We start from the raw sequence: 24,571 nt of genomic DNA, 5'->3' as shown, positions 1-24,571 counted from the left end.
GTGGCGGGTGTGTTGTCGCTCGGGGATGCGGTGCGTTTGGTGACTGCTCGTGGTCGGTTGATGGCTGGGCTTGCGGTGGGTGGGGCCATGCTGGCGGTCGAGCTCGGTAGGAACGGTGAGGTCGGCGACCTGCCGGACGGGGTTTCGGTGGCCGCGATCAATGCGCCGGGTTCGGTCGTGGTGTCCGGCCCGGAAGCCGGGATCACAGTACTCGAGGCACGGTGGTCGGATCGGCGCACCCGTCGGCTGAAGGTGAGTCACGCGTTTCATTCGGTGTTGATGGAGCCGATGCTCGACGAGTTCGCCGCGGTGTGTGCGGAAGTCCGGTGGCAATACCCGCGGATTCCGATTGCGTCGAATGTGACCGGCCGGCTCGAGTCGGATCTACTGGCGGATCCGCGATATTGGGTGCGGCAGGTGCGCGAGCCGGTCCGGTTCGCCGACGGCATCGCCGCGTTGCGACAGGCGGGCGCAGCCCGGTTCCTGGAGGTAGGGCCGGACGCGGTGTTCTCAGCCGCTCTCGACGGAGTTCCCACGCAGCGGCGTGGCCGCCCGCAGGTGGCGACATTGGTGCGGTTCGTAGCGGATGCGCACAGCCACGGCGTAGACGTGGATTGGGCGAGGTTCTATGCCGGGACCGGTGCGCGGCAGGTGGATTTGCCGACGTATGCGTTTCAGCGGCAACGCTACTGGCTGTCGCCGTCGTCAACCATCGGCGACGTCGGCGGACTCGGACTCGAACGCGTCGATCATCCGTTGCTGTCGGCGGTGGTGTCGTTGGCCGGGTCCGGCGACCATGTCGCGACCGGTCGGTTGTCGGTGGCATCGCAGCCTTGGCTGGCCGATCACGTCGTATTCGGTTCGGTGCTGTTGCCTGGAACCGGGCTGGTCGAATTGGTGTCGGCGGCTGGTCGTTTGGTGGACTGCGCCCATATCGAGGAACTGGTGCTCGAATCGCCACTGGTCTTCGACACCGGGGTGGCGGTCACGGTCCAGATCCACATCACCGCACCGGACAAGCGCGGCCACTGCGCGGTGGTGGCCTACTCGAGGCCCGACATCGATGGCGCACCAGCATCCTGGACCCGCCACGCGGCCGGCTCCGTCGCACCGGCCGATCCGTTGGGAGTGCCACTGCTGGAGGCGAATTGGCCTCCGCCCGATGCGACGCCGGTGTCGGTGGGGGATCTCTACGCCGAGCTGGCCGACCTCGGATACGAGTACGGCCCCGCGTTCCAAGGCGTCCGCGCCGCGTGGCACCGCGACACCCAGATCATGCTCGAGGTCGCGCTGCCGGCAGGAGCCGACGCTTCGGGGTTCGCCGTCCATCCCGCACTGTTCGACGCGGCGTTCCACGTCGCGATCGCTGGCGCAGGTGACCGGATCGAATCGGGAAAAGTGCTGCTGCCGTTCGTATTCCGCAATGTGCAAGCACACCGTGCCGGTGCATCGGCAGCCCGCGTGACCATGCGCGTGGGCGCGGAAGGCATGCGTGAGCTCGTCGCCACCGACGAAACCGGCCGCCTGGTATGGACGATGGGCACGCTGGACTCCCGCCCGGCGGACGCCGCGGCGCTGCGTTCCGCCGGTGCCGCCGATGTCCTGCTGAGGCCCACATGGGAGCCGATATCGCGGCCAACGGAGACCGATCGGCCGACCCCGGTGGTCGCGCTCCTCGGTCACGTAGTTGTCGACGGCACCGTCGAGGTGCAGGGCACGTACGCTGATCTCGCCGAACTCGTGTCGGCGGCCGATAGCGGCACGGCATGGCCACCGGTCGTGGTCTGCGCCGCGCCGCGCGGTGACATCGCAGCTGATCCGGGTGCCGTGCGCGCGGGCGTCACGTCGATGCTTCGACTGTTGCAGATCTGGCTGGCCGAACCACGCACGGCGAGTTCGCGCTTGGTGGTGACAACCCGTGATGCGGCCGTGGTCGACGACAACGAGCCGGTCGATCTCGTCGGTGCGGCGGTGTCGGGCTTGCTGCGCAGCGCGCAGGCCGAGCACCCGGGCAAGTTCCTGAGCGTCGACCTGACCGGCTCGGATCGCGTCGATTGGCCGATGCTGCTCGCGACCGTCGAGCCGCGGCTCGCGGTGCGCCGCGACACGGTCTACGCGCAGCGATTGACGAAGTCCGCGATACGCGACGTTCCGCCATCCTTCGGCGACGGTGCGGTATTGATCACCGGCGGTACCGCCGGGTTGGGCGCGGTCCTGGCCCGCCATCTCGTCGCCGAGTACGGTGTGCGGACATTGGTGCTGGTATCGCGGCGTGGACCTGCGACCGACGGTGTCGCCGACCTGCGGAACGAGCTCGAAAACCTCGGTGCCACAGTCGATATCGTCGCGACCGATGTCGCCGACCGCGCGGCCGTCCAGGAGTTGATCGGTTCGATACCTCGGCTGACCGCGGTCGTGCATGCCGCAGGCATCCTGGCGGACGCCACAATCGAATCGCTTACTGCCGAACAGCTCGACCGAGTCATGCGGCCGAAGGTCGATGCGGCGCTGTACCTGCACGAGGCGACCCGAGAACGTGCGTTGTCGGCATTCATCCTGTTCTCTTCCGCGGCACCGCTGCTCGGCGGCGCCGGACAGGGCAACTACGCGGCCGCGAACGCAGTGCTCGACACCTTGGCACGTACGCGCCGCGCACAGGGGCTTGCAGGCATTGCGCTCGCCTGGGGCCTGTGGGACCGAACCGCGGGCATGGCGGGCGCGGCCGACCCGGCGACATTCGCGCGGATGGCTCGGGTGATCCGGGATCGGCTCGGCATGCACGCCATGACCGTTCCCGAGGGGCTGGCCTTGTTCGACGCCGCGATCGCGACCGGCGAGCCGGTGGTCGCGCCGGTGAAGCTCGATTTTCCCGGGCTGCGCGCCACCGCACGTGCGGGTCGGTTGCCTCCCATGCTGCACAGCCTGATCAACGTGCCGTCCGCCACGGCAGGCGACCTCTTGACAAAGGCGTCACTTGCCAAGGACTTGGCGCCGCTCACCGAGGCCCAGCGACATGCGTATGTCCTCGACCTGGTGCGTTCGCGGACCGCCACGGCCCTCGGCCATCCCGGTCCCGAAGCGGTCGATCCCGAATTGTCGTTTCAGAACCTCGGGTTCGACTCGCTGGCAGGCATAGAACTCCGCAACGGCCTCGCCCACGCTACGGGGATCACATTGTCCGCCACGGTCGTCTTCGATTACCCGACGCCCGCCGCGATCGCGACGTATCTGCTGGGTCGGATCGTCGTGGAACCGAACGCGGGTCATGCCACCGTCAGCGACGACGAACTCCGGCGGGCGCTGCGGACCGTTCCGATCGACCGCATCCGCGAGGCCGGTATCGCCGACCTCATCGCCGACCTCGCCGCCGACGCCGAAGAGCAGGCCGGCGATGAGCCGCAGGACGCCGTCGCGATCGCCGATATGGACGCCGCTCAGTTGATCGAACTCGCCTCCCGATACGGAAGCTGACCGCGATGAACCCACAGGATCCGCTGATCGAAGCGCTCAGGAAGTCGATCACCGAAGCCGAACGGCTCCGCGCGGAAAATCATAGACTCGCAGCGGAACTGACCGAACCGATCGCGATCGTCGGTATCGGATGTCGATTCCCAGGTGGCGTCGAATCACGGAATGCCTTGTGGCAGTTGGTGGCCGAGGGGCGCGACGTCGTCGGCGAGTTTCCGGCAGATCGTGGCTGGGACGGGCAGTTGTTCGATCCGGACCCGGAAGCGCGCGGCAAGTCCTACACCCGCTCCGGCGCATTCCTCGACGAGCCCGGCGGCTTCGACGCTGGATTCTTCGGCATAGGTCCGCGCGAGGCGTTGGCGATGGACCCGCAGCAGCGCGTGCTGCTCGAGGTGGCATGGGAGGCGCTGGAGGATGCGCGCGTCGACCCGATGTCGTTGCGGGGCAGCGATACCGGTGTATTCGCCGGTGTCATGTACCACGACTACGGGTTCGCCGCCGCGATCAGCGACCACCGCGACGAGCTGGAGGGTTACCTGAGTTCGGGCGGGATGGCGAGTGTGGTCTCGGGGCGGGTCGCGTATTCGCTGGGGCTGGTCGGCCCGGCGGTCTCGGTGGACACCGCGTGCTCGTCGTCATTGGTCGCGATCCATCAGGCGTGCCAGTCGTTGCGGGCGCGCGACTGTGGCATGGCCCTCGCGGGCGGCGTGACCGTATTGGCGACGCCGGCTGTGTTCGTGGAGTTTTCGCGTCAGCGGGGTCTCGCGCCGGATGGTCGGTGTAAGTCGTTTGCCGCGGCGGCTGATGGTGTGGGTTGGGGTGAGGGCGCGGGTGTGCTCGTGTTGCAGCGTCTTTCGGACGCACAGCGAGACGGTCGTCGGGTTCTCGGTGTGGTTCGTGGTAGTGCGGTGAATCAGGATGGTGCGTCGAATGGTTTGACGGCGCCGAATGGTCCGTCACAGGAGCGGGTGATTCGGGCGGCGCTGGCGAACGCTGGATTGACGGCAGGCGATGTCGATGTGGTCGAAGGGCACGGTACCGGAACGACACTCGGTGACCCGATCGAGGCGCAGGCATTGCTGGCGACGTACGGTCGGGATCGTAGTGAGCCGGTGTGGCTGGGCTCCATCAAGTCCAACATGGGACACACTCAGGCGGCGGCGGGGGTCGCCGGGGTGATCAAGGTGATCGAGGCGATGCGGCACGAGACCATGCCGCGCAGCCTGCATTTGGATGCGCCGTCGCCGCATGTGGATTGGAACTCCGGCCGCGTGGCGTTGTTGACCGAGGCTCGGTCGTGGAATGCGGCGGGGCGACCGCGCCGGGCTGCGGTGTCCTCGTTCGGGATCAGTGGGACGAATGCGCATGTAATCGTGGAGGAAGCCCCAGCGGAGTCGGGTCCGCAGGCGGCGACCGAGTCGACGCCGCCAGTGGGGGCGGGGACCGATTCGCCGCTGCCGGAGGGGAGCGCGGGGTTGGCGCCTTCGGCTGCGGGGACCGAGTGGACGCTGTCGGGGACGGGGGCCGATTCGGCGGTCGCGCCGTGGCCGATATCTGGTCGATCTGCCGAAGCTGTTGTGGCACAAGCGGACCGGCTATCAGGGTTGGGGGACACGCAGGCGTTGGATGTGGCGTTTTCGTTGGCGACTACGCGGGCGCATTTGCCGTGGCGGGCGGCGGTGTTGGATCGGGCCGAATTGGCTGACGTAACACCGGTGCGGGTCGTCGACGGTAAGACGGTGTTCGTGTTCCCGGGGCAGGGAGCGCAGTACGCGGGGATGGGCCGTGAGTTGTTCGATCAGTTTCCGGTGTTCGCCGATGCGGTGTGCGAGATCTGTGATGCGGCATGGCTGTTCGCGCCTGATACGGATGTGGATCGTACGGATAATACGCAGTTGGGTGTGTTCGCGTTCGAGGTCGCGTTGGTTCGGTTGCTCGAGTCCTGGGGTGTGACACCGGATTTGTTGATCGGGCATTCGATCGGTGAGGTCACCGCCGCGCATGTGGCTGGGGTGTTGTCGCTCGAGGACGCGGTACGTCTTGTCCGAGCCCGGGGAGCGCTGATGGCAGCGCTACCGGCGGGCGGGGCGATGCTGGCGGTCGAGCTCGACAAGAACGGCGAGGTCGGCGACCTGCCGGATGGAATTTCAGTGGCCGCGATCAATGCGCCCGGTTCGGTCGTGGTGTCCGGCCCGGCGGCGGGGATCGCCGAACTCGAAATACGGTGGGCAGACCGCCGGACCAGACGACTGACCGTGAGTCACGCATTCCATTCGGCGTTGATGGAGCCGATGCTCGACGAATTCCGCCGTATGGTCGCGGGTTTGACTCTGCAACAACCGCGGATTCCGATTGCGTCGAATGTGACCGGCCAGCTCGAGTCGGATCTGTGGGCGGATCCAGAGTATTGGGTGCGGCAGGTGCGCGAGCCGGTCCGGTTCGCCGACGGTATGACCGCGACTCGTGCGGCAGGCGGGTCGCGGTTCCTCGAGGTCGGTCCGGATGCGGTGCTGTCAGGGATGATCGAGGCGGAGGCGGTGATTGCGACTCAGCGTCGCGGGCGTGACCAGGTCGAAACCCTCGTTGGTGCGGTCGCCGAAGCGCATTGCGCGGGTGTCGATGTCGACTGGTCGCGGTTCTATGCCGGAACCGGTGCCCGCAGCGTGGATCTGCCGACGTATGCGTTTCAGCGACAACGCTATTGGCTCTCACCCGCCGCGACCATTGCGGACGTACGCGGCTTCGGCCTCGACCGGATGGCCCATCCGATCCTCCGCGCCACGGTCGAAATGCCCAGCGGTGAAACGGTATTCACTGGACGCCTGTCCGCGGCCGAACAGCCGTGGCTGCGTGATCACGCGGTATTCGGTTCGATCCTGTTGCCCGGTGCCGGTCTGGTCGAACTGGTGTCGACGGCGGCTCGGTCGGTGGGCAGCTCCCGGGTACAGGAGATCGTGCTCGAAGAGCCATTGGTCGTCGAGCAGGCCGTCGTGGTGCGTGTAGTTGTCGGTCCCGAATCGGGGCAACGGTCGGTCGCGGTGTACTCGCGCCCGGACGACGGCGAACTCGCGGGATGGACGCGGCACGCAACGGGTGTGCTGACAACAGCAGCCGCGCCGGCGCCGGACGAGCCGGACGCCTGGCCGCCAACTGGCGCGGTGGGGATCGATGTTGCCGGTGGGTACGAGCGGCTGTCCGCGCTCGGCTACGGCTACGGCCCGGCTTTTCTTGGTGTACAACAAGTTTGGCGTATCGCGGAGGACGAGCTGTACGCCGAGATCGAGGCCCCGGCCGGCGCGGGTGTCGAGGTGGCCGTGTTCGGCGTGCATCCGGCGTTGCTCGACGCGGCGCTGCACGCGTGGGCGCTCGCGGAAGCGGCGAATTCGGCCGATGTGCCCGGCGGCGGCCTGGTCTGGCTGCCCTTCTCCTTCGAAGGAGTATCGGTGTGGGGCGAAGCGGCGTCCCCCCGGCTCCGGGTGCGGCTGCGGCGAACGGGCGATCGGCTCGCTGTGGCCGTCGCCGACGCTGCGGGCCGCCCGATCCTCGCGATCGACGCCGTCACGATCGTCGGGGTCACCCGGCAGCAGCTGGCGTCCGCCGTCGGTGGCAACGAGTGGATGTACGGCATCGACTGGGTGCCCGTGGTCGGTGGCGTCGGGGTGTCCGGCGCGGTATGGGGGATCGGTGGTCCAGTCGAAATCGGCGTCGGCGTGCGGTGGTTCGACGATGTGCGGGCAGTGGTGACCGCGCTGGCCGAGGGCGCTCGTGCGCCGGTGGCGGTAGTGGTGTCGGGCGCTGGGCCGGCCGATGCGGGAACGATCGCCGACCGGGCGCGGGCGGTGACGGCGTCGGTCCTGCTCCTGGTACAGGAGTGGGTCACAGCGGGGCTGGCGGTGCCGTTGATGGTCGTAACCCAGGGCGCGGTCGCGACAGGTGGCGGTGACACGATGCCGGGTATTGCCCAGGCTCCGGTGTGGGGCCTGATCCGGAGCGCGCAACTCGAGTTTCCGGGCCGGTTCGTGCTGGTGGATATCGACGGCAACGACGATATCGGGCGAGTGTGGCCGGTCGCGGTGGCAGGTGCGGAGCCGCAGCTCGCAATCCGTGACGGACGGGTGCTCGCGCCACGCCTGACACCCGTCGAGCCGAGCGAGGAGGCGCTGGCCTGGCATCACGCGGGCTCGGTATTGATCACCGGAGGTGGCGGCGCTCTCGGTGCGGAGGTGGCGCGCTACCTGGTCGCCGAGCGCGGCGTGCAGTGCGTAGTCATGGTCGGGCGACGCGGTGTCGCTGTCGACGGTGCGGCCGAGTTGACCGCCGAACTGACCGAGGCGGGCGCGCGCGTGGAGTGGGTGGCATGCGACATCACCGACAAGGAGTCGGTCGCGAGCGCGCTCGAAGCCGTTCCCGCGCAGCATCCGTTGACGGCTGTTGTACACGCCGCCGGTGTGCTCGATGACGGCGTCCTCACATCTCTCACGCCGGAACGCCTGGACGCGGTGCTGGCACCCAAGGTGGCAGGCGCCTGGCATCTGCACGAGCTGACCCAGGATATGGATCTGGCCGCGTTCGTGGTGTTCTCGTCGGTCGCGGGCCTCATCGGCGCGCCCGGACAAGCGAACTACGCGGCGGGCAACGTATTCCTGGACGCGCTCGCCGACTATCGGCGGGCACGGGGATCGGCGGCGACCTCGGTGGCGTGGGGACTCTGGGATCTGGCCGGTGGGATGGCCGGGGGACTGGCGCGCGGCGACCGCGCGCGGCTGCGGCGCGGCGGACTCGTCGCGATGACGCCGACCGAAGCGCTTGCCAGGTGGGACGCAGCGCTGGCGTCGGAGCGCGCGGCCGTCGCGGTGGCTCGGCTGGACCGGCCCGGCATGCAGGCGCAGGCAGCGGCAATGGGTTTCGTACCGCCGATTCTACGGGGGCTGGTGCGGGCGCCCGCCTCGGTGGTGGACGGCGCGGCGGCCGCCGAAGCAGCGAGCGCACTGGCGGCGCGATTGGCGGGCCTGTCCGACGACGAGCAGTTGCGGACCCTGTCGGAGCTGGTGCGCACGCACGTCGCCGCGGTGCTCGGCCACCCCGGCCCGGAGGCCGTCGATCCGGACCTCAGCTTCCAGGACCTCGGCTTCGATTCCCTTGCCGCAGTAGAACTTCGCAATCGCCTGTCCCAGATTACCGGTATCACCCTGCCTGCGACCGTCGCTTTCGACCATCCCACACCGACCTCCATCGCGCGGCATTTCCAAATGTCGCTGCCCATTTCGGAAAATGCGAAGTTCGATTTCGCGGCGCGGATCGATGAAATCGAAAGTGCGCTTGCCGAATTCGACAGCGACAGCCGCGCGCATATCGATGCGATCCGGCGAATACGACAATTGACCGCGCGGTTCGACAACGCACGAGCGGCGACCGTTCCATCCAGCGACGACGAACTGTTCGCATTCATCGACAGCGACCTCGGTCTCGGCGACGAAGGACGGGATTCCATGGGGTGAAATTGGCTGGAAATATCAAGGCTGCACGGCTTTTCGGCAGCCGCCACCGTTGGCGATACTCCGCCTGGACGCGCAGTTCAGAGTCATGCAGGATGAAAAACGTGGTGAATCGAACTAATTGGGTGATTCACCGTGGACCGACCGATGGCGAAAGGGAATTATGACTGCGAGCGAGGAGAGGCTGCGGCACTACCTCAGGAAAGTCACTTTGGACTTGCAGGAGTCTCGTCGCCGTCTCGCCGAAGTCGAAGAAAGATCGCGTGAGCCGATCGCCGTCATCGCAATGGCGTGCCGGTATCCGGGTGGGGTGCAGACTCCGGACGATATGTGGGAACTGGTTTCTTCCGGCGTCGACGCGATCGGTCCGTACCCGAGTGATCGCGGCTGGGAGTCGATGCACGAGGTCATCTCGACGAAGTCGAGCGACCTCGAACAGGGCTACGCGCAGTCCGGCGGGTTCATCGCCGACGTCGCGGGTTTCGATTCGAACTTCTTCGGCATCTCCCCCAGGGAGGCGCTGCTGATGGACCCTCAGCAACGCATGCTGCTGGAGGTCACCTGGGAGGCGATCGAACGCGCGGGCATCGCCGCCAGCGATATCCGCGGCTCGAAAACCGGCGTCTTCATGGGCGCGACCGGGCTCGACTACCTGGCGTCGATCGTGCAGACCGACAACGACATCCTGACCGGGCCGGACAGCGAGCACGCGAGCGCCGACGATCTCGGACACATCCACGGCGACGACCAGTCGGCGATCCGGTACATCCCCGACGACGGCGACGCGACCCACATGATGACCGGCAGCATGTCGAGCGTGCTGTCCGGCCGGCTGGCCTACGCGTTCGGCATGGAAGGTCCGGCGATCACGGTCGACACGGCGTGCTCGTCCTCGCTGGTGGCGATTCATCAAGCGTGTCAGTCGCTGCGGAGTGGGGAATCGAATCTCGCCGTCGCGGGCGGGACCCTGGTGATGTCCACGCCGATGCTGCTCGGCATGACCAGGCTGGCCGCGGCACCCGACGGCCGATGTAAGGCATTCGCCGAAGCGGCGGACGGAACCGGCTGGGGCGAGGGTATCGGCATCGTGCTGCTCGAGCGGCTGTCCGACGCTCGGCGCAACGGCCATCCGGTCGCCGCGGTTATCCGCGGCAGCGCGATCAACCAGGACGGTGCCTCGAACGGTATGGCGGCACCGAACGGTGTTGCCCAACAACAGGTCATCCGCGCCGCGCTGGTCAACGCGCAGTTGTCGGCCGCAGCCGTCGATGTCGTCGAGGCGCACGGCACGGGCACGGCCCTCGGTGATCCGATCGAAGCGGGCGCGCTGCTGGCCGCATATGGTCCGGCCCGCGAGCCGAACCGGCCGCTGTTCCTCGGTTCCATCAAGTCGAATATCGGCCATGCCGGTCCTGCCGCGGGCATCGCGGGTCTGATCAAGCTCGTGATGGCGATCCGCCACGGCGTGCTGCCACCGACCCTGCACGCACAAGTGCCGTCATCGCAGATCGACTGGTCATCCGGTGCGATGCGGTTGCTGACGGAACCGATTGCGTGGCAGGAGGATCGGCCGCGCATCGGTGCGGTGTCGTCCTTCGGTGTGAGCGGAACCAACGCACACGTCATCGTCTCCGCACCGCCGCCCGCGGAGATGCCCGAACCGGCGCGGGGCACGGTCGGTGTCGTCCCCTGGGTGGTGTCGGCCAGGACCGCGACCGCACTCGAGACCCAGGCGGCCCGGGTGCAGGACTGGCTGTCGACTACGAAGGCCGATCCGGTCGACGCGGGGTACTCGCTGGCATCGCGAGTGGCGTTCAAGAACCGCGCGGTGATCATCGGCAGCGTGGCGGAGGATGTGTCGGCCGGGCTCGACGCGATCCGGACCAGGACCCCCGATCCTCGTGTGGCGCTGGGAGTCTCCCGCAATCCCGGCCCGGCCGTGTTCATCTACCCCGGGCACGGGGGCCAGTGGGTCGGCATGGGTCGCGAATTGCTGGCGAGCTCCGCGGTTTTCGCCCGGTCGATCGCGACATGCGAAGCGGCACTGCAACCGTGGACGGGCTGGTCGGTGAGCGCCGTGCTGCGCCAGGATGCCGGTGCACCGGCGCTGGAAACCGTCGATATCGTGCAGCCCGCGCTGTTCGCGATCATGGTGTCGCTCACCGAATTGTGGAAGTCGTTCGGCGTTGTACCCGCGGCTGTCGTCGGACATTCGCAGGGCGAAGTCGCGGCAGCGTATGTCGCGGGCGCGTTGTCACTCGATGATGCCGCGAAGATCGTGGCGATCCGCAGCAAGTTGCTCGCCACATTGACCAACGGCACGATGATGTCGGTCGTCGGCCTGACCGGAGCCGAGCTCGAAGAACGGGTAGGCCGCTTTGGCGACGACGTCGCCGTTGCTGTCGTGAATTCCCCTGAGGCCGTGACGCTTTCGGGTGTACCGACGGCACTGGCGGAACTCGGCGAGGAGCTCACCGCACTCGGGGCCCGGGTCCGCTATGTGCGTGGTGCGACGGGTGCCGGGCACTCCGCCGCGGTCGACAAGTTCCGCGACGAAGTGCTGGAGAAGTTCGCCGGGATGACGCCGCGATCGGCCGAGGTGCCGTTCTACTCGGCGGTCGTCGGTGACGAGCTGGACACTTCGGCCCTCGACGCGCAGTACTGGTTCCGGAACATGCGGAGCACCGTTCGCTTCGATTCGGCGATGCGTTCGGCGATCCGGGCCGGGTGGCGCACGTTCGTCGAACCTGGCCCGCATCCGGTGCTGCTGCCCGCGGTCGAGCAGGTCGCCGGCGATATGTCGGTCCACGTGCTGACCGGTGGGACGCTGCACCGCGGGCAGGACGGCCTCACGCGCTTCTACACCTCGGCCGCCGAGCTGTATGTAGAAGGCGTCGCCGTGGACTGGCGCGCCGCGTTCGCATCCGGCGGCGCGCAGCACCGCCCGGATCTGCCCACCTACCCGTTCCAGCGTCAGCGGTACTGGTTGCCCGACGAACTCGGCGCCGGAGCGCCGCGCACCGAGTCGACGGACAGCACATTCTGGAACCTCGTCGAGCGAGGCGACGCGAACGAGTTGGCATCGCTGCTCGGTGGCGCCGACACCGATGCGCTCGCGACGGTACTGCCACAACTGGCTTCCTGGTGGCAGCGCGCCAACAAGGGGTCCAGAGCCGACAAATGTTGCTACCGAACCACATTCGAGCGAATCACCCGGCGACCACTCGTGCCGAAGCGCGGCACTTGGTATGTGGCGGTGCCATCCGGTTGCGACGACGAGCGGGTGAGCGCCATTGTCGCGGCGGTGCGTGACCACCTTGGTGACGCCCGCCCCATCGAGCTGCCCGGCGACGCAACCGAAGCCGATGTCACGGCGTGTCTGCGTGATTCGCTTACCGTGGAGCGGTCTGCGGGCATGCTTTCGCTGCTCGAAGGCGTGCCCGCGACGGTCCGGCTGCTACGGGCGCTAGGCGAGGTCGGATTCGATCGACCGCTCTGGTGCGCAACCACATCGGCCGTCACGGTCCGCCCGGACGATGCGGACGATCCCGAACTGGCACGGCTGTGGGGTATCGGCAGGGTCGCCGCGGTCGAATTCGCCGAACGCTGGGGCGGATCGGTTGATCTGCCGGAATCGCTCGATGCCGATGTACTGGCGTCGCTGTGCACCATCATCAGTCACGGCGACGACGATCAGGTGGCGGTGCGGTCCGATGGTGTGTTCGCCCGACGGGTGCAACGCATCCGGCCGTCCGGAGGCGAAGCGCCGCGCCCGTGGGGTCCGGCCGGAACCGTCCTCGTGACCGGCGGAGCCGGCGAACTCACCGAGCACGTCGCGCGCTGGCTCACCGACGCTGGCGCACAACGCGTCGTGCCTGCACTGGATCGGTCCGGTGCCGACCTCGGCTGGGTGATCGACGATATCGGCGCCGAACTCACCGCCGTTGTCCACATCGAACATCCGACGTCCATCGCGGCATTGGATGATACGGAGATTGCGGAGACGATGTCGAGCCTGGACGCACTCCTCGGCGATCGCGACCTCGACGCATTCGTATTGCTCTCACCCGCCGCCGGCGCGTGGGGCGAAACGGGTGGCGCCGGTGTCGCGGTCACGAACGCGTACGCGGCCGCGGTGGCGCACCGGCGTCGCTCCCGCGGGCTCGCCGCGACAGCGATCGGCTGGGATGCGTGGCCGCGCAACGAGATCGGCACGAAACCGATGGATTTCGACACCGCGGTCACTGCCATGTGGCACGCCGTCGAATCCGGCGAGGCCGAGGTAGTGGTCGCCGAGATCGACTGGGAGCAACCCGAATCCGTATTCGCCCGCACTAGGGCCGGGACGATCTTCGTGGACCTGCCCGAATTCCGCCGCCTGCGCTCGCACCGCGAACAAGCCGTGCCGGACCACAGCTCGTTGCTCGCGAAACTGTCCGGATCGTCGAGGGTCGAGCAGGAACGGCTGCTCGTCGAGCTGATCCGGAACGAGATCGCAACGGTACTGCGCTACGAGTCCATCGACGATATCGAGGCGACCACGCCCTTCCTCGAACTCGGCATGGATTCGATCTCGGGTCTGCAGATCCGCAAGCGGATCGTCAGCGCAACGGGTCTGGAAATGCCGATCCGGATGATCCTGGAACATCCGACGCCCGAGGAACTGGCCGCGCACCTCGCGGCCGGGATCGCCGAGCAGACCAGCTGAAGGGGATTACGTTGTCCGCCAACCGAATGGAGTGTGCGTGAAGGATCTGTACGAGATCGGTGAGGTTCCGCCGGTCGGGGAAGTGCCGAAGTACATGTACGCGTCGGTGATTCGGCGCGAACGATACGGTGAGCCCGCGCAGGCCTTTGCCACCGAGGTCGTCGAGACGCCTGCCGTCGGCGCCGGGCAGGTCCTGGTGTGGGTGATGGCCGCGGGCATCAACTACAACAACGTCTGGGCCTCGCTCGGTTATCCGGTCGACGTGATCTCGATGCGGCAGAAGCTCGGCCGAACCGAGGACTACCACATCGGCGGATCCGAAGGCTCGGGCATCGTCTGGGCGGTCGGCGCGGGCGTCAGGAACGTCGCGGTGGGCGACCACATCGTGCTGGCGGGGGCACAGTGGGACGAACTCGCCGAGGACATACGCACCGGCACCGACCATCCGGTGTCGAAGAGCATGCGCGCGTGGGGCTACGAGACGAACCACGGGTCGTTCGCGCAGTTCTGCCTCGTCTCGGACTTTCAGTGCCACCCCAAACCGAAACGGCTCAGCTGGGCCGAGGCCGCGTGCTTCATGGTCACCGGGCCGACGGCCTACCGGCAGTTGTTCGGGTGGCCGGGCAACGTCGTCCACCCCGGCGAAGTCGTCTTGATCTGGGGCGGTGCCGGCGGACTCGGCTCGATGGCGATCCAGCTGACCCGGATCGTCGGTGCCATCCCGATCGCTGTGGCGTCGTCGGACGAACGTGCCAAGTTCTGCCTGGAACTCGGCGCGGCGGGCGTGATCGACCGGACGGAGTACGACCACTGGGGCCGGCTCCCGGATACCACCGATGACGCCGCGATGGACCACTTCCTGCGCGGCGCAAGGAAATTCGGCAAGGCGATCTGGGACATTCTCGGGACCAAGCAGCTGCCGAGTGTCGTGCTCGAGCACAGTGGACAGGACACGCTGCCGACTTCGATGTATGTGTGCGATAACGGCGGCATGGTGGTGATCTGCGGCGGATCGACGGGATACAACGGTGACGTCGACCTGCGCCACCTGTGGATGCGGTCGAAACGACTGCAGGGATCGCACGCCTCGAACTTTCGCGAGTACCGCGAGGTCATCAAATTGATCGACGCCGGACTGCTGCAGCCGTGTCTGTCGCTGTCCGGCAGCATCGACGATATCGGGCACTTCCACCAGCTGCTGCACGAAAACGCACATCCGAGCGGGAATATGGCCGTCCGTATCAACGCCACCGAGTCCAGCGTGAACGACCTTGGCTGAGGGCATTGCCATTGTCGGCATTGCCTGCCGGTTTCCCGGCGCGCACGGCCCGGACGAGTTGTGGTCGGTGTTGCGTGACGGGCTGGAGACGATCGGAGAGGTGCCCGCGGACCGGCCCGCCGGCATTCCCCGCGGCGGTTTCATCGACGGCGCCGACCACTTCGATCACGCATTCTTCGGCATCTCGCCGAAGGAGGCGGCCGCGATCGATCCGCAACAGCGGCTTGCGCTCGAATTGGGTTGGGAGGCACTGGAAGATGCGCGGATCGCGCCGGATACCGCACCTGGGCGCACCGGCGTGTTCGTCGGCGTCATGGGCGGCGACTACGCCGACCTCGTCGCACGGCGGGGACCGCGGGCCGTCACCAGGCATACCTTCGCCGGTCTCGGTCGGTCGATCATCGCGAACCGGCTCTCCCGGACCTTCGGCTTCACCGCACCCAGTCTCGCCGTGGACACCGGGCAGTCGTCGTCGCTCACGGCCGTGCATCTCGCCTGTGAAAGCCTGGGCAGTGGTGAGTCACAACTCGCGTTGGCCGGTGGCGTCAACCTGATTCTCTCGCCCTTCGGCAATGCGATGGCGGCCGAATTCGGCGCGCTGTCCCCCGACGGCCGCTGCTACACCTTCGACGCCAGGGCGAACGGCCATGTGCGTGGCGAGGGTGGCGCGATCGTCGTGCTCGAGCGGCTCCACGACGCGCTCGCGAACGGTCGGCGGATCTACGCGGTCGTCCAGGGCAGTGCGGTCAACACCGGTAGCGGCGAATACGGGCTGACCGCACCGAGTAACGCCGCCCAGGCCGATGTCATTCGTCGGGCGCTCGCGCGCTCCACCCTCGATCCCGTCGAAATCGATTACGTCGAACTGCATGGAACCGGCACGTCGGTCGGCGATCCGGTCGAGGCCGCCGCTCTCGGCGCGGTGTACGGCAAGCACCGCGCCGAGGCCTTGCGTGTCGGCTCGATCAAAACCAATATCGGCCATCTCGAGGGTGCCGCCGGCATCGCGGGGCTGGTAAAAACGGCGCTGTGCCTGGATCGTGGCACGCTCGTGCCTAGCCTCAACTACGCCACGCCGAACCCGCGAATTCCGTTGGCGGAGCTGGGCCTTCGCGTGGTCGATCACGCCGAACCATGGGTGCGCGGCGATCGCGTGCGCCGCGCGGGTGTGTCCTCGTTCGGCATGGGTGGTTCGAACGTTCACCTGATCCTTGCAGAGCCGCCGCTGCCCGCGGTCCGACCGAGCGCCGAACCATCCAATGGCGCGATACCGTTCGTGCTGTCCGCGGTCGGAACCGCAGGTCTGAGCGGGCAGGCGAGCCGACTGCGGGCATGGCTGGACGCGAATCCTGAGGCGCGACTTGCCGATATCGGGTACTCGCTGGCGGCTACCCGGGCTGCGCTGCCTGATCGGGCCGCCGTGGTCACGGCCGATCGCGCCGCGCTCCGCAGCGGACTGGATGCGGTGGCCACGGGATCGCCAGGTCCGGTCTACGGGCGGGCCGTGCCAGGACGGACCGTCTTTGTGTTTCCGGGCCAGGGCGGTCAATGGGTCGGGATGGGTCTCGAATTATGGGATACGGTAGGCGAGTTCGGCACCGCGATGGACGAATGCGCGGCAGCGCTGGCGGCCATCGATGGCGTGGACTGGTCGTTGCGCGCGGCACTCGGCGACGAGACGCTGCTGGCCCGCGTGGACGTGGTGCAGCCCGCGCTGTGGGCCGTCATGGTGTCGCTGGCCGCGACCTGGCGTGCGTTCGGTGTCGCGCCGGACATCGTGGTCGGCCATTCGCAGGGTGAGATCGCGGCGGCAACGGTTGCCGGTGGACTGACCGTCGCCGACGCGGCGCGAGTGATCGTGCTGCGGTCACGAGCCATCGCGCGGGAATTGGCTGGCCGCGGTGCGATGGCCGCGATCGCGCTCGGGGAGAACGAGATCCGGCGGCGACTGCCGGACGGTGTTGTGGTCGCGGCGGTGAACGCACCCGGGTCTGTCGTCGTATCGGGCGAGCCGGTGCCGGTCCAAACCGTCGTCGACGATTGTGAGCGCGACGGCATCTGGGCGCGCCGCATCCCGGTGGACTACGCGTCGCATTCGCCGCAGGTGGCGGCACTGCGCGAGCGGATCAACGCCGACTTGGCGGCCATTGCGCCCCGGTCGGGTCGGATAGCGATGGTGTCGACGATTACCGCTGCGCCGATCGACACCGCCACGCTGGACAGCGACTACTGGTACCGGGGCCTGCGCGAGCCGGTGCGCTTTGCCGAAGCGATTGCCAGCCTGCTGGATTCGGGCGCTGGGACGCTCATCGAGGTTTCGCCGAATCCGGGACTTGTCGTGGCGATCCAGCAGATCGCCGCCGATACGCGCGCGGCGATCCTGGAGACGCTGCGCCGCGGGAATGGCGGCGCCGATCGGCTGACCGCCGCTCTCGCCGCCGCGCACGCCAACGGACTACCGGTGGATTGGCAGCGTTGGTGGCGTCCGTGGGACGCGCACGGAATCGATCTCCCGACCTACGCATTCCAGCGCAGCCGCCACTGGCTCGACGCTGGGACAGGCGACTCGGCGTCAACCAGTGACTCGGCGTTGACCAGCGGAACGACATTGACCAGCCGCACGGCGTTGGCTGGCGACTCGGCGTCAACCAGCAACTCGGCGTTGGCTGGCGGCACGGCGTTGACCGGTGGCGCGGCGTCATCGAGCGGCACGGCATCGTCCGGCGAAACAGGGGTGTCGTCTGGCGAGACAGGGTTCGCGGGATCCGCGACTCCCGTGCCGGACACAGCGATCCACGGCCCTACCGAGCGCGATTCGGATGTCGGTGCCATCGTCGCCGAACAGACCGCCGCGATCCTCGGGTATGCCTCGGGCGGTGACATCGATACAAGCCGCTCGTTCAAGGACTTCGGACTCGACTCGGCCGGTGCGATCGAACTCCACAGCAGGCTCGTCCGGGCAACCGGGGTGCCGCTGCCGCCCACCTTGATCTTCAATTACCCGACGCCTGCGGCAGTTACCAAATTTGTCCAGGACCGCATGACCGGCGGCGCGCCAACCACCCCGGATGCACCGGCGGCTACCCGCGCCGACGACCCCATCGCGATCGTCGGTGTCGGATGCCGATTCCCGGGTGGACTGTCATCGCGGAACCAGCTGTGGGACTTGGTTGCCGACGGCGTCGACGCGGTGTCGCAGTGGCCGTCCGATCGTGGGTGGGACCTCGATCGATTGCTGGACGCCGATACGGACAAGCCTGGGACGGTGTACTCGGCCGGTGGCCGATTCCTGGACGATGCCGCCGGTTTCGACGCGGCATTTTTCGGGATCGGCCCGGGTGAGGCTGCGGCGATGGATCCGCAGCAGCGGGTGCTGCTCGAAGTCGCCTGGGATGCGATGCAGGACGCCGGTCTCGATCCGAACGCTTTGCGCGGCACCGATGTCGGTGTGTTCGTCGGCGCGAGCGACTCGCACTATCAGGGGAACTCGGCCGCTACCGAGGGACTTCGCCTCACCGGCCGCCATCAGAGTGTGATCTCCGGTCGCCCAGCCTACGTCTTCGGGTTCGAGGGTCCCGCGGTGACGGTGGATACGGCGTGCTCGTCGTCGCTGGTGGCGTTGCATCTGGCGTGCGCGGCGGTTCGCGCGGGGGAATGCTCCCTCGCGTTGGCGGGCGGAGTGTCGATTCTCGCATCGCCGTTCCTGTTCGTCGAGTTCGCGCGTCAGCGTGGTCTGGCACCGGACGGCCGGTGTAAGTCGTTCGGCGCGGACGCCGACGGTGTCGGTTGGGCTGAAGGCGCGAGTCTTATTGTGTTGGAGCGTCTTTCGGATGCTCGTGCGAATGGTCATCGGGTTCTCGGTGTGGTTCGTGGTAGTGCGGTGAATCAGGATGGTGCGTCGAATGGTTTGACCGCGCCGAATGGTCCGTCGCAGGAGCGGGTGATTCGGGCCGCATTGGCGAACGCTGGGTTGTCGGCCTCGGATGTGGATCTGATCGAGGGACATGGGACCGGCACGCGATTGGGGGATCCGATCGAGGCGCAAGCGTTGCTGGCGACGTATGGGATGAATCGAGATCGGCCGGCGTGGTTGGGGTCGATCAAGTCGAATATGGGTCATGCCCAGGCGGCGGCGGGGGTTGCCGGGGTGATCAAGATGGTCGAGGCGATGCGGCGTGGGGTGATGCCGCGCAGTCTGCATGTGGATGCGCCGTCGCCGCATGTGGATTGGTCGATGGGGGACGTCCGGTTGTTGACCGAGGCCCGGTCGTGGGAGTCGGTGGCAGGTCGGCCGCGGCGGGCTGCGGTGTCGTCGTTCGGGATCAGCGGGACGAATGCGCATCTGATCGTGGAGGAGGCGCCACATGTCGAGAAGGTGCCCGGTGCGCCTGAAATGGTGGGGAATCCGTTGCCGGTGGTGCCGTGGGTGGTATCGGGTAGATCCGAGGCGGCAACGCGGACATTGTTCGAGCGGGTGCGTGCGGTGGGGGCGTCGGCTCTCGACGTGGGGTTCGAACTGGCGACCGCACGCGCGCACTTGGACTGGCGCGCAGCAGTATTGGTGTCGGCTACCGGTACCGATGTCACCGACATTGTCGCGCGTCGAATGGTCGGGGGTAAGACGGTTTTCGTGTTTTCCGGTCAGGGCGCGCAGTATGCCGGGATGGGACGCGAACTGTTCGAACGGTTCGCGGTATTCGCCGACGCCATCCGTGAGATCTGTGATCCACCTTGGCTTTTCGCGTCCGGTACCGATTTGGATCGCACGGACAATACGCAGTTGGGTGTGTTCGCGATCGAGGTCGGGTTGGTCCGGTTGCTCGAGTCGTGGGGTGTGACACCGGATCTGCTGATCGGGCACTCGATCGGTGAGATCACGGCAGCGCATGTAGCTGGGGTGTTGTCAGTCGAGGATGCGGTGCGTTTGGTGACGGCTCGTGGCCGGTTGATGGCGGCGCTTCCGGCGGGTGGGGCGATGCTGGCGGTCGAGCTCGGCGTGGTGGACGAGACGGGCGCGTGCGGCACGGTAGGTCAGGTCGGTGAGGTGGTCCTCGGCTCGGCCGCACGCGTCGCGGTGGCCGCTGTGGGTGACTTGCCGGTTGGGGTTTCGGTAGCGGCGATCAATGGGCCAGGGTCGGTGGTGGTGTCGGGTCCGGAGGCGGGCATCGCCGAGCTCGAGGCACGGTGGGCTGACCGCCGGACCAAGCGGCTGGCGGTGAGTCATGGGTTTCATTCGGTGTTGATGGAGCCGATGCTCGACGAGTTTGCCGCGGTGTGTGCAGAACTCGTGTGGGACTCGCCGCGGATCCCGATCGCGTCGAATGTGACCGGTGAGCTCGAGGCGGAGTTGTTGGCTGATCCGGGGTATTGGGTGCGTCAGGTGCGTGAGCCGGTGCGGTTCGCTGATGGTATTGCCGCGTTGCGGCAGGCCGGTGGTGCCAGGTTCGTCGAGGTCGGCCCGGATGCGGTGCTGGCGGGGTTGATTGATGCGGAGGCGGTGGTCGCGACGCAGCGCCGTAACCGTGGCCAGGTCGAAACCCTGGTTCGTGCGGTCGGTGAAATGCATTGCGCCGGTGTCGATGTCGACTGGACACGGTTCTTCGCCGGTCAGGGTGCACAGCGGGTCGATCTGCCCGGCTACCCGTTCGAACACCAACGCTATTGGCTCGACCCCCAACCAGCCCACACCACCGGATTCGACCACCCGATCCTCACAACCGCCGTTCCACTCGCCCGAGCAGACGAATGGCTGTTCACCGGCCGGTTCGCACTATCGACGCACCGATGGGTCGGCGACCACATCTCCTTCGGCACCCCGGTGCTCCCCGGAACCGCGACGGTCGAACTCCTCGCCCGCGCCGCGACCGAGATCGGCTGCGGCGCAATCGAAGAGCTCACTCACGAGGCGCCTATTTTGCCACCCGACACCGGTGCCGTCGAGCTGCAGTTGCTGGTCGACGCACCCGACGAGACCGGTTCCCGATCGTTCACCGTCGCGTTCAGGCGCGCCGACCACGACGAATGGACGCATTCGGCCAGCGGAACGTACTCCGGATCCGACCCGGAATCGGCTGGCGACCGCCTGCTCCAACGTCTCGTCGACGAATCCGACTGGCCACCCACCGACTCGGAGGCCGTCGCGCCGGAATGGATTGTCGAACGGATCACCGACGCCTCGGGCCTCGAATACGGACCGGCGTTCCTCGGCATCGAGGCGGCATGGCAGCGCGACGGCGAGATCTTCTCGGAAGTCGCGATCGCTGACGAATTCAACGGCGACGCTGCCGGCTACGGAATCCATCCGGCGCTGTTCGACCTCGCACTGCACGCAGGATTCGCGCAATACGCCCTCGCCGAGGATCTGCCGCCGGGCAAGGGCCGACTGCTGTTCAGCTGGGCAGGCGTCCGCTGCTACACCACCGGGGTGACCCGACTCCGCGTCCGGTCGACACCAGTCGGCGCGGAAGGTTTCTCGATCGCCGCAGTGGATGATGCGGGACGGCCGGTGCTGTCCATCGACGAAATCGTCTTCCGCACCTTCGATGTCCATACCCGCGTCAGCGCTCCGCTGTTCGAGTTGGACTGGGGTGGTGTGGAGTTGCCGCGTCGGTCGACCTCGTCGCCGGTGCGGTTGTTGGATGGTGGTGCGGGTGTTGTTTCGGTGTTGGGTGGAGTGCAGGATTTTCTTGCGGGGGGGTTGGATTCGTGTTTGGTGGTGTGGACGCGAGACCGCGTCGGGGGTGTGTGGGGTTTGGTGCGGTCGGTGCAGGCGGAGTATCCGGGCCGGATCGTGTTGGTCGATACCGATGATCCGGAGCAGACGGATTGGGATTCGATCGCAGCGTCGGGGTATTCGCAGGTGTTGTGGCGTGAGGGTAGTGCGTCGGTGCCACGGTTGGCACGTGTGCCCGCGCCGACATCGGGGGAGATCGATTGGGGTGGCGGCACGGTGTTGATCACCGGTGGGACCGGTGGTGTGGGTTCGGTGTTGGCACGGCATCTGGTGCAAGTGCATGGAGTGCGGCATCTGGCGTTGTTGAGTCGCAGTGCCGACACCGCTGATCTACTCCACGGTGGTCTTTCGCCGCAGACAAACGATGTAGATCGTGCCGGTGTCTATCGGCTGTTGGCGTGTGATGTGACCGACCGGGATGCGGTGGCGACCGTGCTGGCCGATATCGATCCGCCGGTGACAGCGGTGATCAACGCCGCTGGTGTGCTCGACGATGCGACTGTCGCGTCGTTGACGGTCGAGCAGCTCGAGCGGGTCTGGGCACCGAAAGTGGAAGGTGCCAGAAATCTCGACGAGCTCACCCGTGAGTTGGATCTTTCGGCGTTCGTGATGTTCTCCTCGATCGTCGGAACCCTCGGCACACCGGGACAGGCCAATTATGCCGCGGCCAATGCCGAGTTGGATGCGTTGGCGCGCGACCGCCATGCGGCAGGACTGCCTGCGGTGTCGTTGGCGTGGGGACCGTGGGCCGAGGCGGGCATGGCCGCCGGTCTGTCCCAGGCCGACCTCGCCCGCTGGCAGCGCCTGGGCATCACCCCACTGGACACCGAAACCGCCCTCACACTATTCGACACCGCACTGGCAACGGACCGACCAGCGCTGATCGCCGCACGAATCGACCCGCGCGCTGCACGGCACGAGGTGTTCAGCGGATCGGTGCCGCACACCGAGCGTGGTTCCGGCTTGGCCGCCCGGCTGGCCGGACTCGACGACACCGAACGCGAAGCCGCCGTCGTGGATCTCGTCGGTGAGCATGTCGGAGTGGTCACCAACAAACGTGCCACGATCGACCCCGCGAGCAGCTTCGCCGACCTCGGGCTGGACTCGCTCGGCGCGGTCGAATTGCGCAACCGGCTCACCGAGGCGACCGGCGTGCGCCTGCCGTCGACCCTCGTCTTCGACTACCCGACGCCGACCGCGCTGGCCCGGTACGTACTCGGGAACGTGCGAAACGGCGCGGCCCGCACCGCACCCGTCGAACCAGCGACCGACGTCCGTGCCGACGAGCCGATCGCCATCGTCGGGATAGGGTGCCGTTTCCCGGGTGGCATCGGCTCGCGGAACGATTTGTGGGACACCGTGTTCGGGGGCGTCGACGCGGTATCGGGATTTCCGACCAACCGGGGCTGGGACCTCGAGCGACTCTACGACCCGGACCCCGATGTGCCGGGCACCGTCTACATTCGGGAGAGCGCGTTCCTCGACGATGCCGCCGGTTTCGATGCCGGATTCTTTGGGATCGGCCCGGGTGAGGCGGCGGCGATGGATCCGCAGCAGCGGGTGCTGCTGGAAGTCGCCTGGGATGCGATGCAGGACGCCGGACTCGATCCGCAAGCCCTGCGCGGCACCGATGTCGGCGTATTCGCAGGATCGAGCATCTCCGACTATCACGCGCGCGTATCCGGTGACCTCGAGGGCTTCCGGCTGACCGGCACCACCCAGAGCGTCCTGTCCGGACGGCTCGCCTACGTCTTCGGATTCGAAGGTCCCGCGATGACGGTGGATACCGCGTGCTCGTCGTCGCTCGTCGCCCTGCATCTCGCCTGCCAAGCCCTGCGCGCCGGCGAATGCTCGATGGCGCTGGCGGGTGGCGTTTCGGTGTGGGGGTCGCCATATCTTTTCGTGGATTTCGCGCGGCAGCGGGCATTGTCGCCCGACGGTCGAAGCAAGGCGTACAGCGCGGCCGCCGACGGTGTGGGGTTTGCCGAAGGTGCGGGTTTGGTTGTGTTGGAACGTCTTTCGGATGCTCATGCGAATGGTCATCGGATTCTCGGTGTGATTCGCGGTAGTGCGGTGAATCAGGATGGTGCGTCGAATGGTTTGACAGCACCGAATGGCCCGTCGCAGGAGCGGGTGATTCGGGCGGCATTGGCGAGTGCGGGGTTGGCGTCCGGCGATGTGGATGTCGTCGAGGGGCATGGGACCGGTACGCGGTTGGGTGATCCGATCGAGGCGCAGGCGTTGTTGGCGACCTATGGTCAGGGTCGTAGTGAGCCGGTGTGGTTGGGGTCGATCAAGTCGAATATCGGCCACACGGTGGGCGCCGCGGGTGTCGCGGGTGTAATCAAAATGGTCGAGGCGATGCGGCGTGGGGTCATGCCGCCGACGTTGCATGTCGACACGCCCAGCCCGCATGTGGATTGGGCTTCGGGCCGAGTCGAGCTGCTGATGGAATCGCGCCCGTGGGAGCGAAGGGGTCGGCGGCGGGCCGCGGTGTCGTCATTCGGGATCAGTGGGACGAATGCGCATCTGATCGTGGAGGAGGCGCCGGGGTCGTCTGATGTGACAGGGAATCCGTTGCCGGTGGTGCCGTGGGTGGTGTCGGGCAAGTCCGAGGCGGCCGCGCGAAGGTTGCTCGAGCGGGTACGTGCGGTGGACGGGTCAGCTGTCGATGTCGGGTTCGAGTTGGCGACGGCGCGGGCGCATTTGGACTGGCGTGCGGCGGTATTGGCGTCCGACACCGCTGACGATGTGATTGCGCGGCGGGTGGTCGGCGGCAAGACCGTGTTCGTATTCCCGGGGCAAGGTGCGCAGTATGCCGGGATGGGACGCGAACTGTACGAGGCGTTCCCGGTTTTCGCGGAATCAGTTCGTCAGGTTTGTGATCC

Annotated in this window: 5 protein-coding genes; all 5 read left to right on the top strand. The window is 67.3% G+C overall.

The window, feature by feature from the left end; translation table 11 throughout:
- Entirely contained in the window at positions 1 to 3,471 is a 3,471-nt protein-coding gene (locus AB0L58_RS42100; RefSeq protein ID WP_364397061.1) for an SDR family NAD(P)-dependent oxidoreductase, read from the top strand.
- Between the two features lie 5 nt (positions 3,472 to 3,476).
- Positions 3,477 to 8,966: a type I polyketide synthase gene (locus tag AB0L58_RS42095; protein WP_364397058.1), complete on the top strand. Its 5,490-nt coding sequence runs from the start codon at positions 3,477 to 3,479 to the stop codon at positions 8,964 to 8,966.
- Positions 8,967 to 9,126: 160 nt separating this feature from the next.
- Positions 9,127 to 13,671, top strand: coding sequence for an acyltransferase domain-containing protein (locus AB0L58_RS42090; protein WP_364397056.1), 4,545 nt, complete (start codon positions 9,127 to 9,129; stop codon positions 13,669 to 13,671).
- Between the two features lie 37 nt (positions 13,672 to 13,708).
- On the top strand, positions 13,709 to 14,950 hold the full coding sequence (gene ccrA, locus AB0L58_RS42085; RefSeq protein WP_364397051.1) for a crotonyl-CoA carboxylase/reductase: 1,242 nt from the start codon (positions 13,709 to 13,711) through the stop codon (positions 14,948 to 14,950).
- Positions 14,943 to 24,571: SDR family NAD(P)-dependent oxidoreductase (locus AB0L58_RS42080; protein ID WP_364397049.1), on the top strand; the 9,629-nt coding region annotated here is incomplete at its 3' end. The genes ccrA and AB0L58_RS42080, both read left to right, overlap by 8 nt.

Origin of the sequence: Nocardia sp. NPDC052112 (assembly GCF_040680135.1) — a bacterium.
Taxonomy (GTDB): Bacteria; Actinomycetota; Actinomycetes; order Mycobacteriales; family Mycobacteriaceae; genus Nocardia.
This window is presented reverse-complemented; position numbering and strand designations above follow the sequence as displayed.

What these genes read in the sequence shown, in the direction of transcription:
- AB0L58_RS42095 (WP_364397058.1), top strand. Translation starts at nt 3,477, where the DNA reads ATGAACCCACAGGATCCGCTGATCGAAGCGCTCAGGAAGTCGATCACC.
- AB0L58_RS42090 (WP_364397056.1), top strand. Translation starts at nt 9,127, where the DNA reads ATGACTGCGAGCGAGGAGAGGCTGCGGCACTACCTCAGGAAAGTCACT.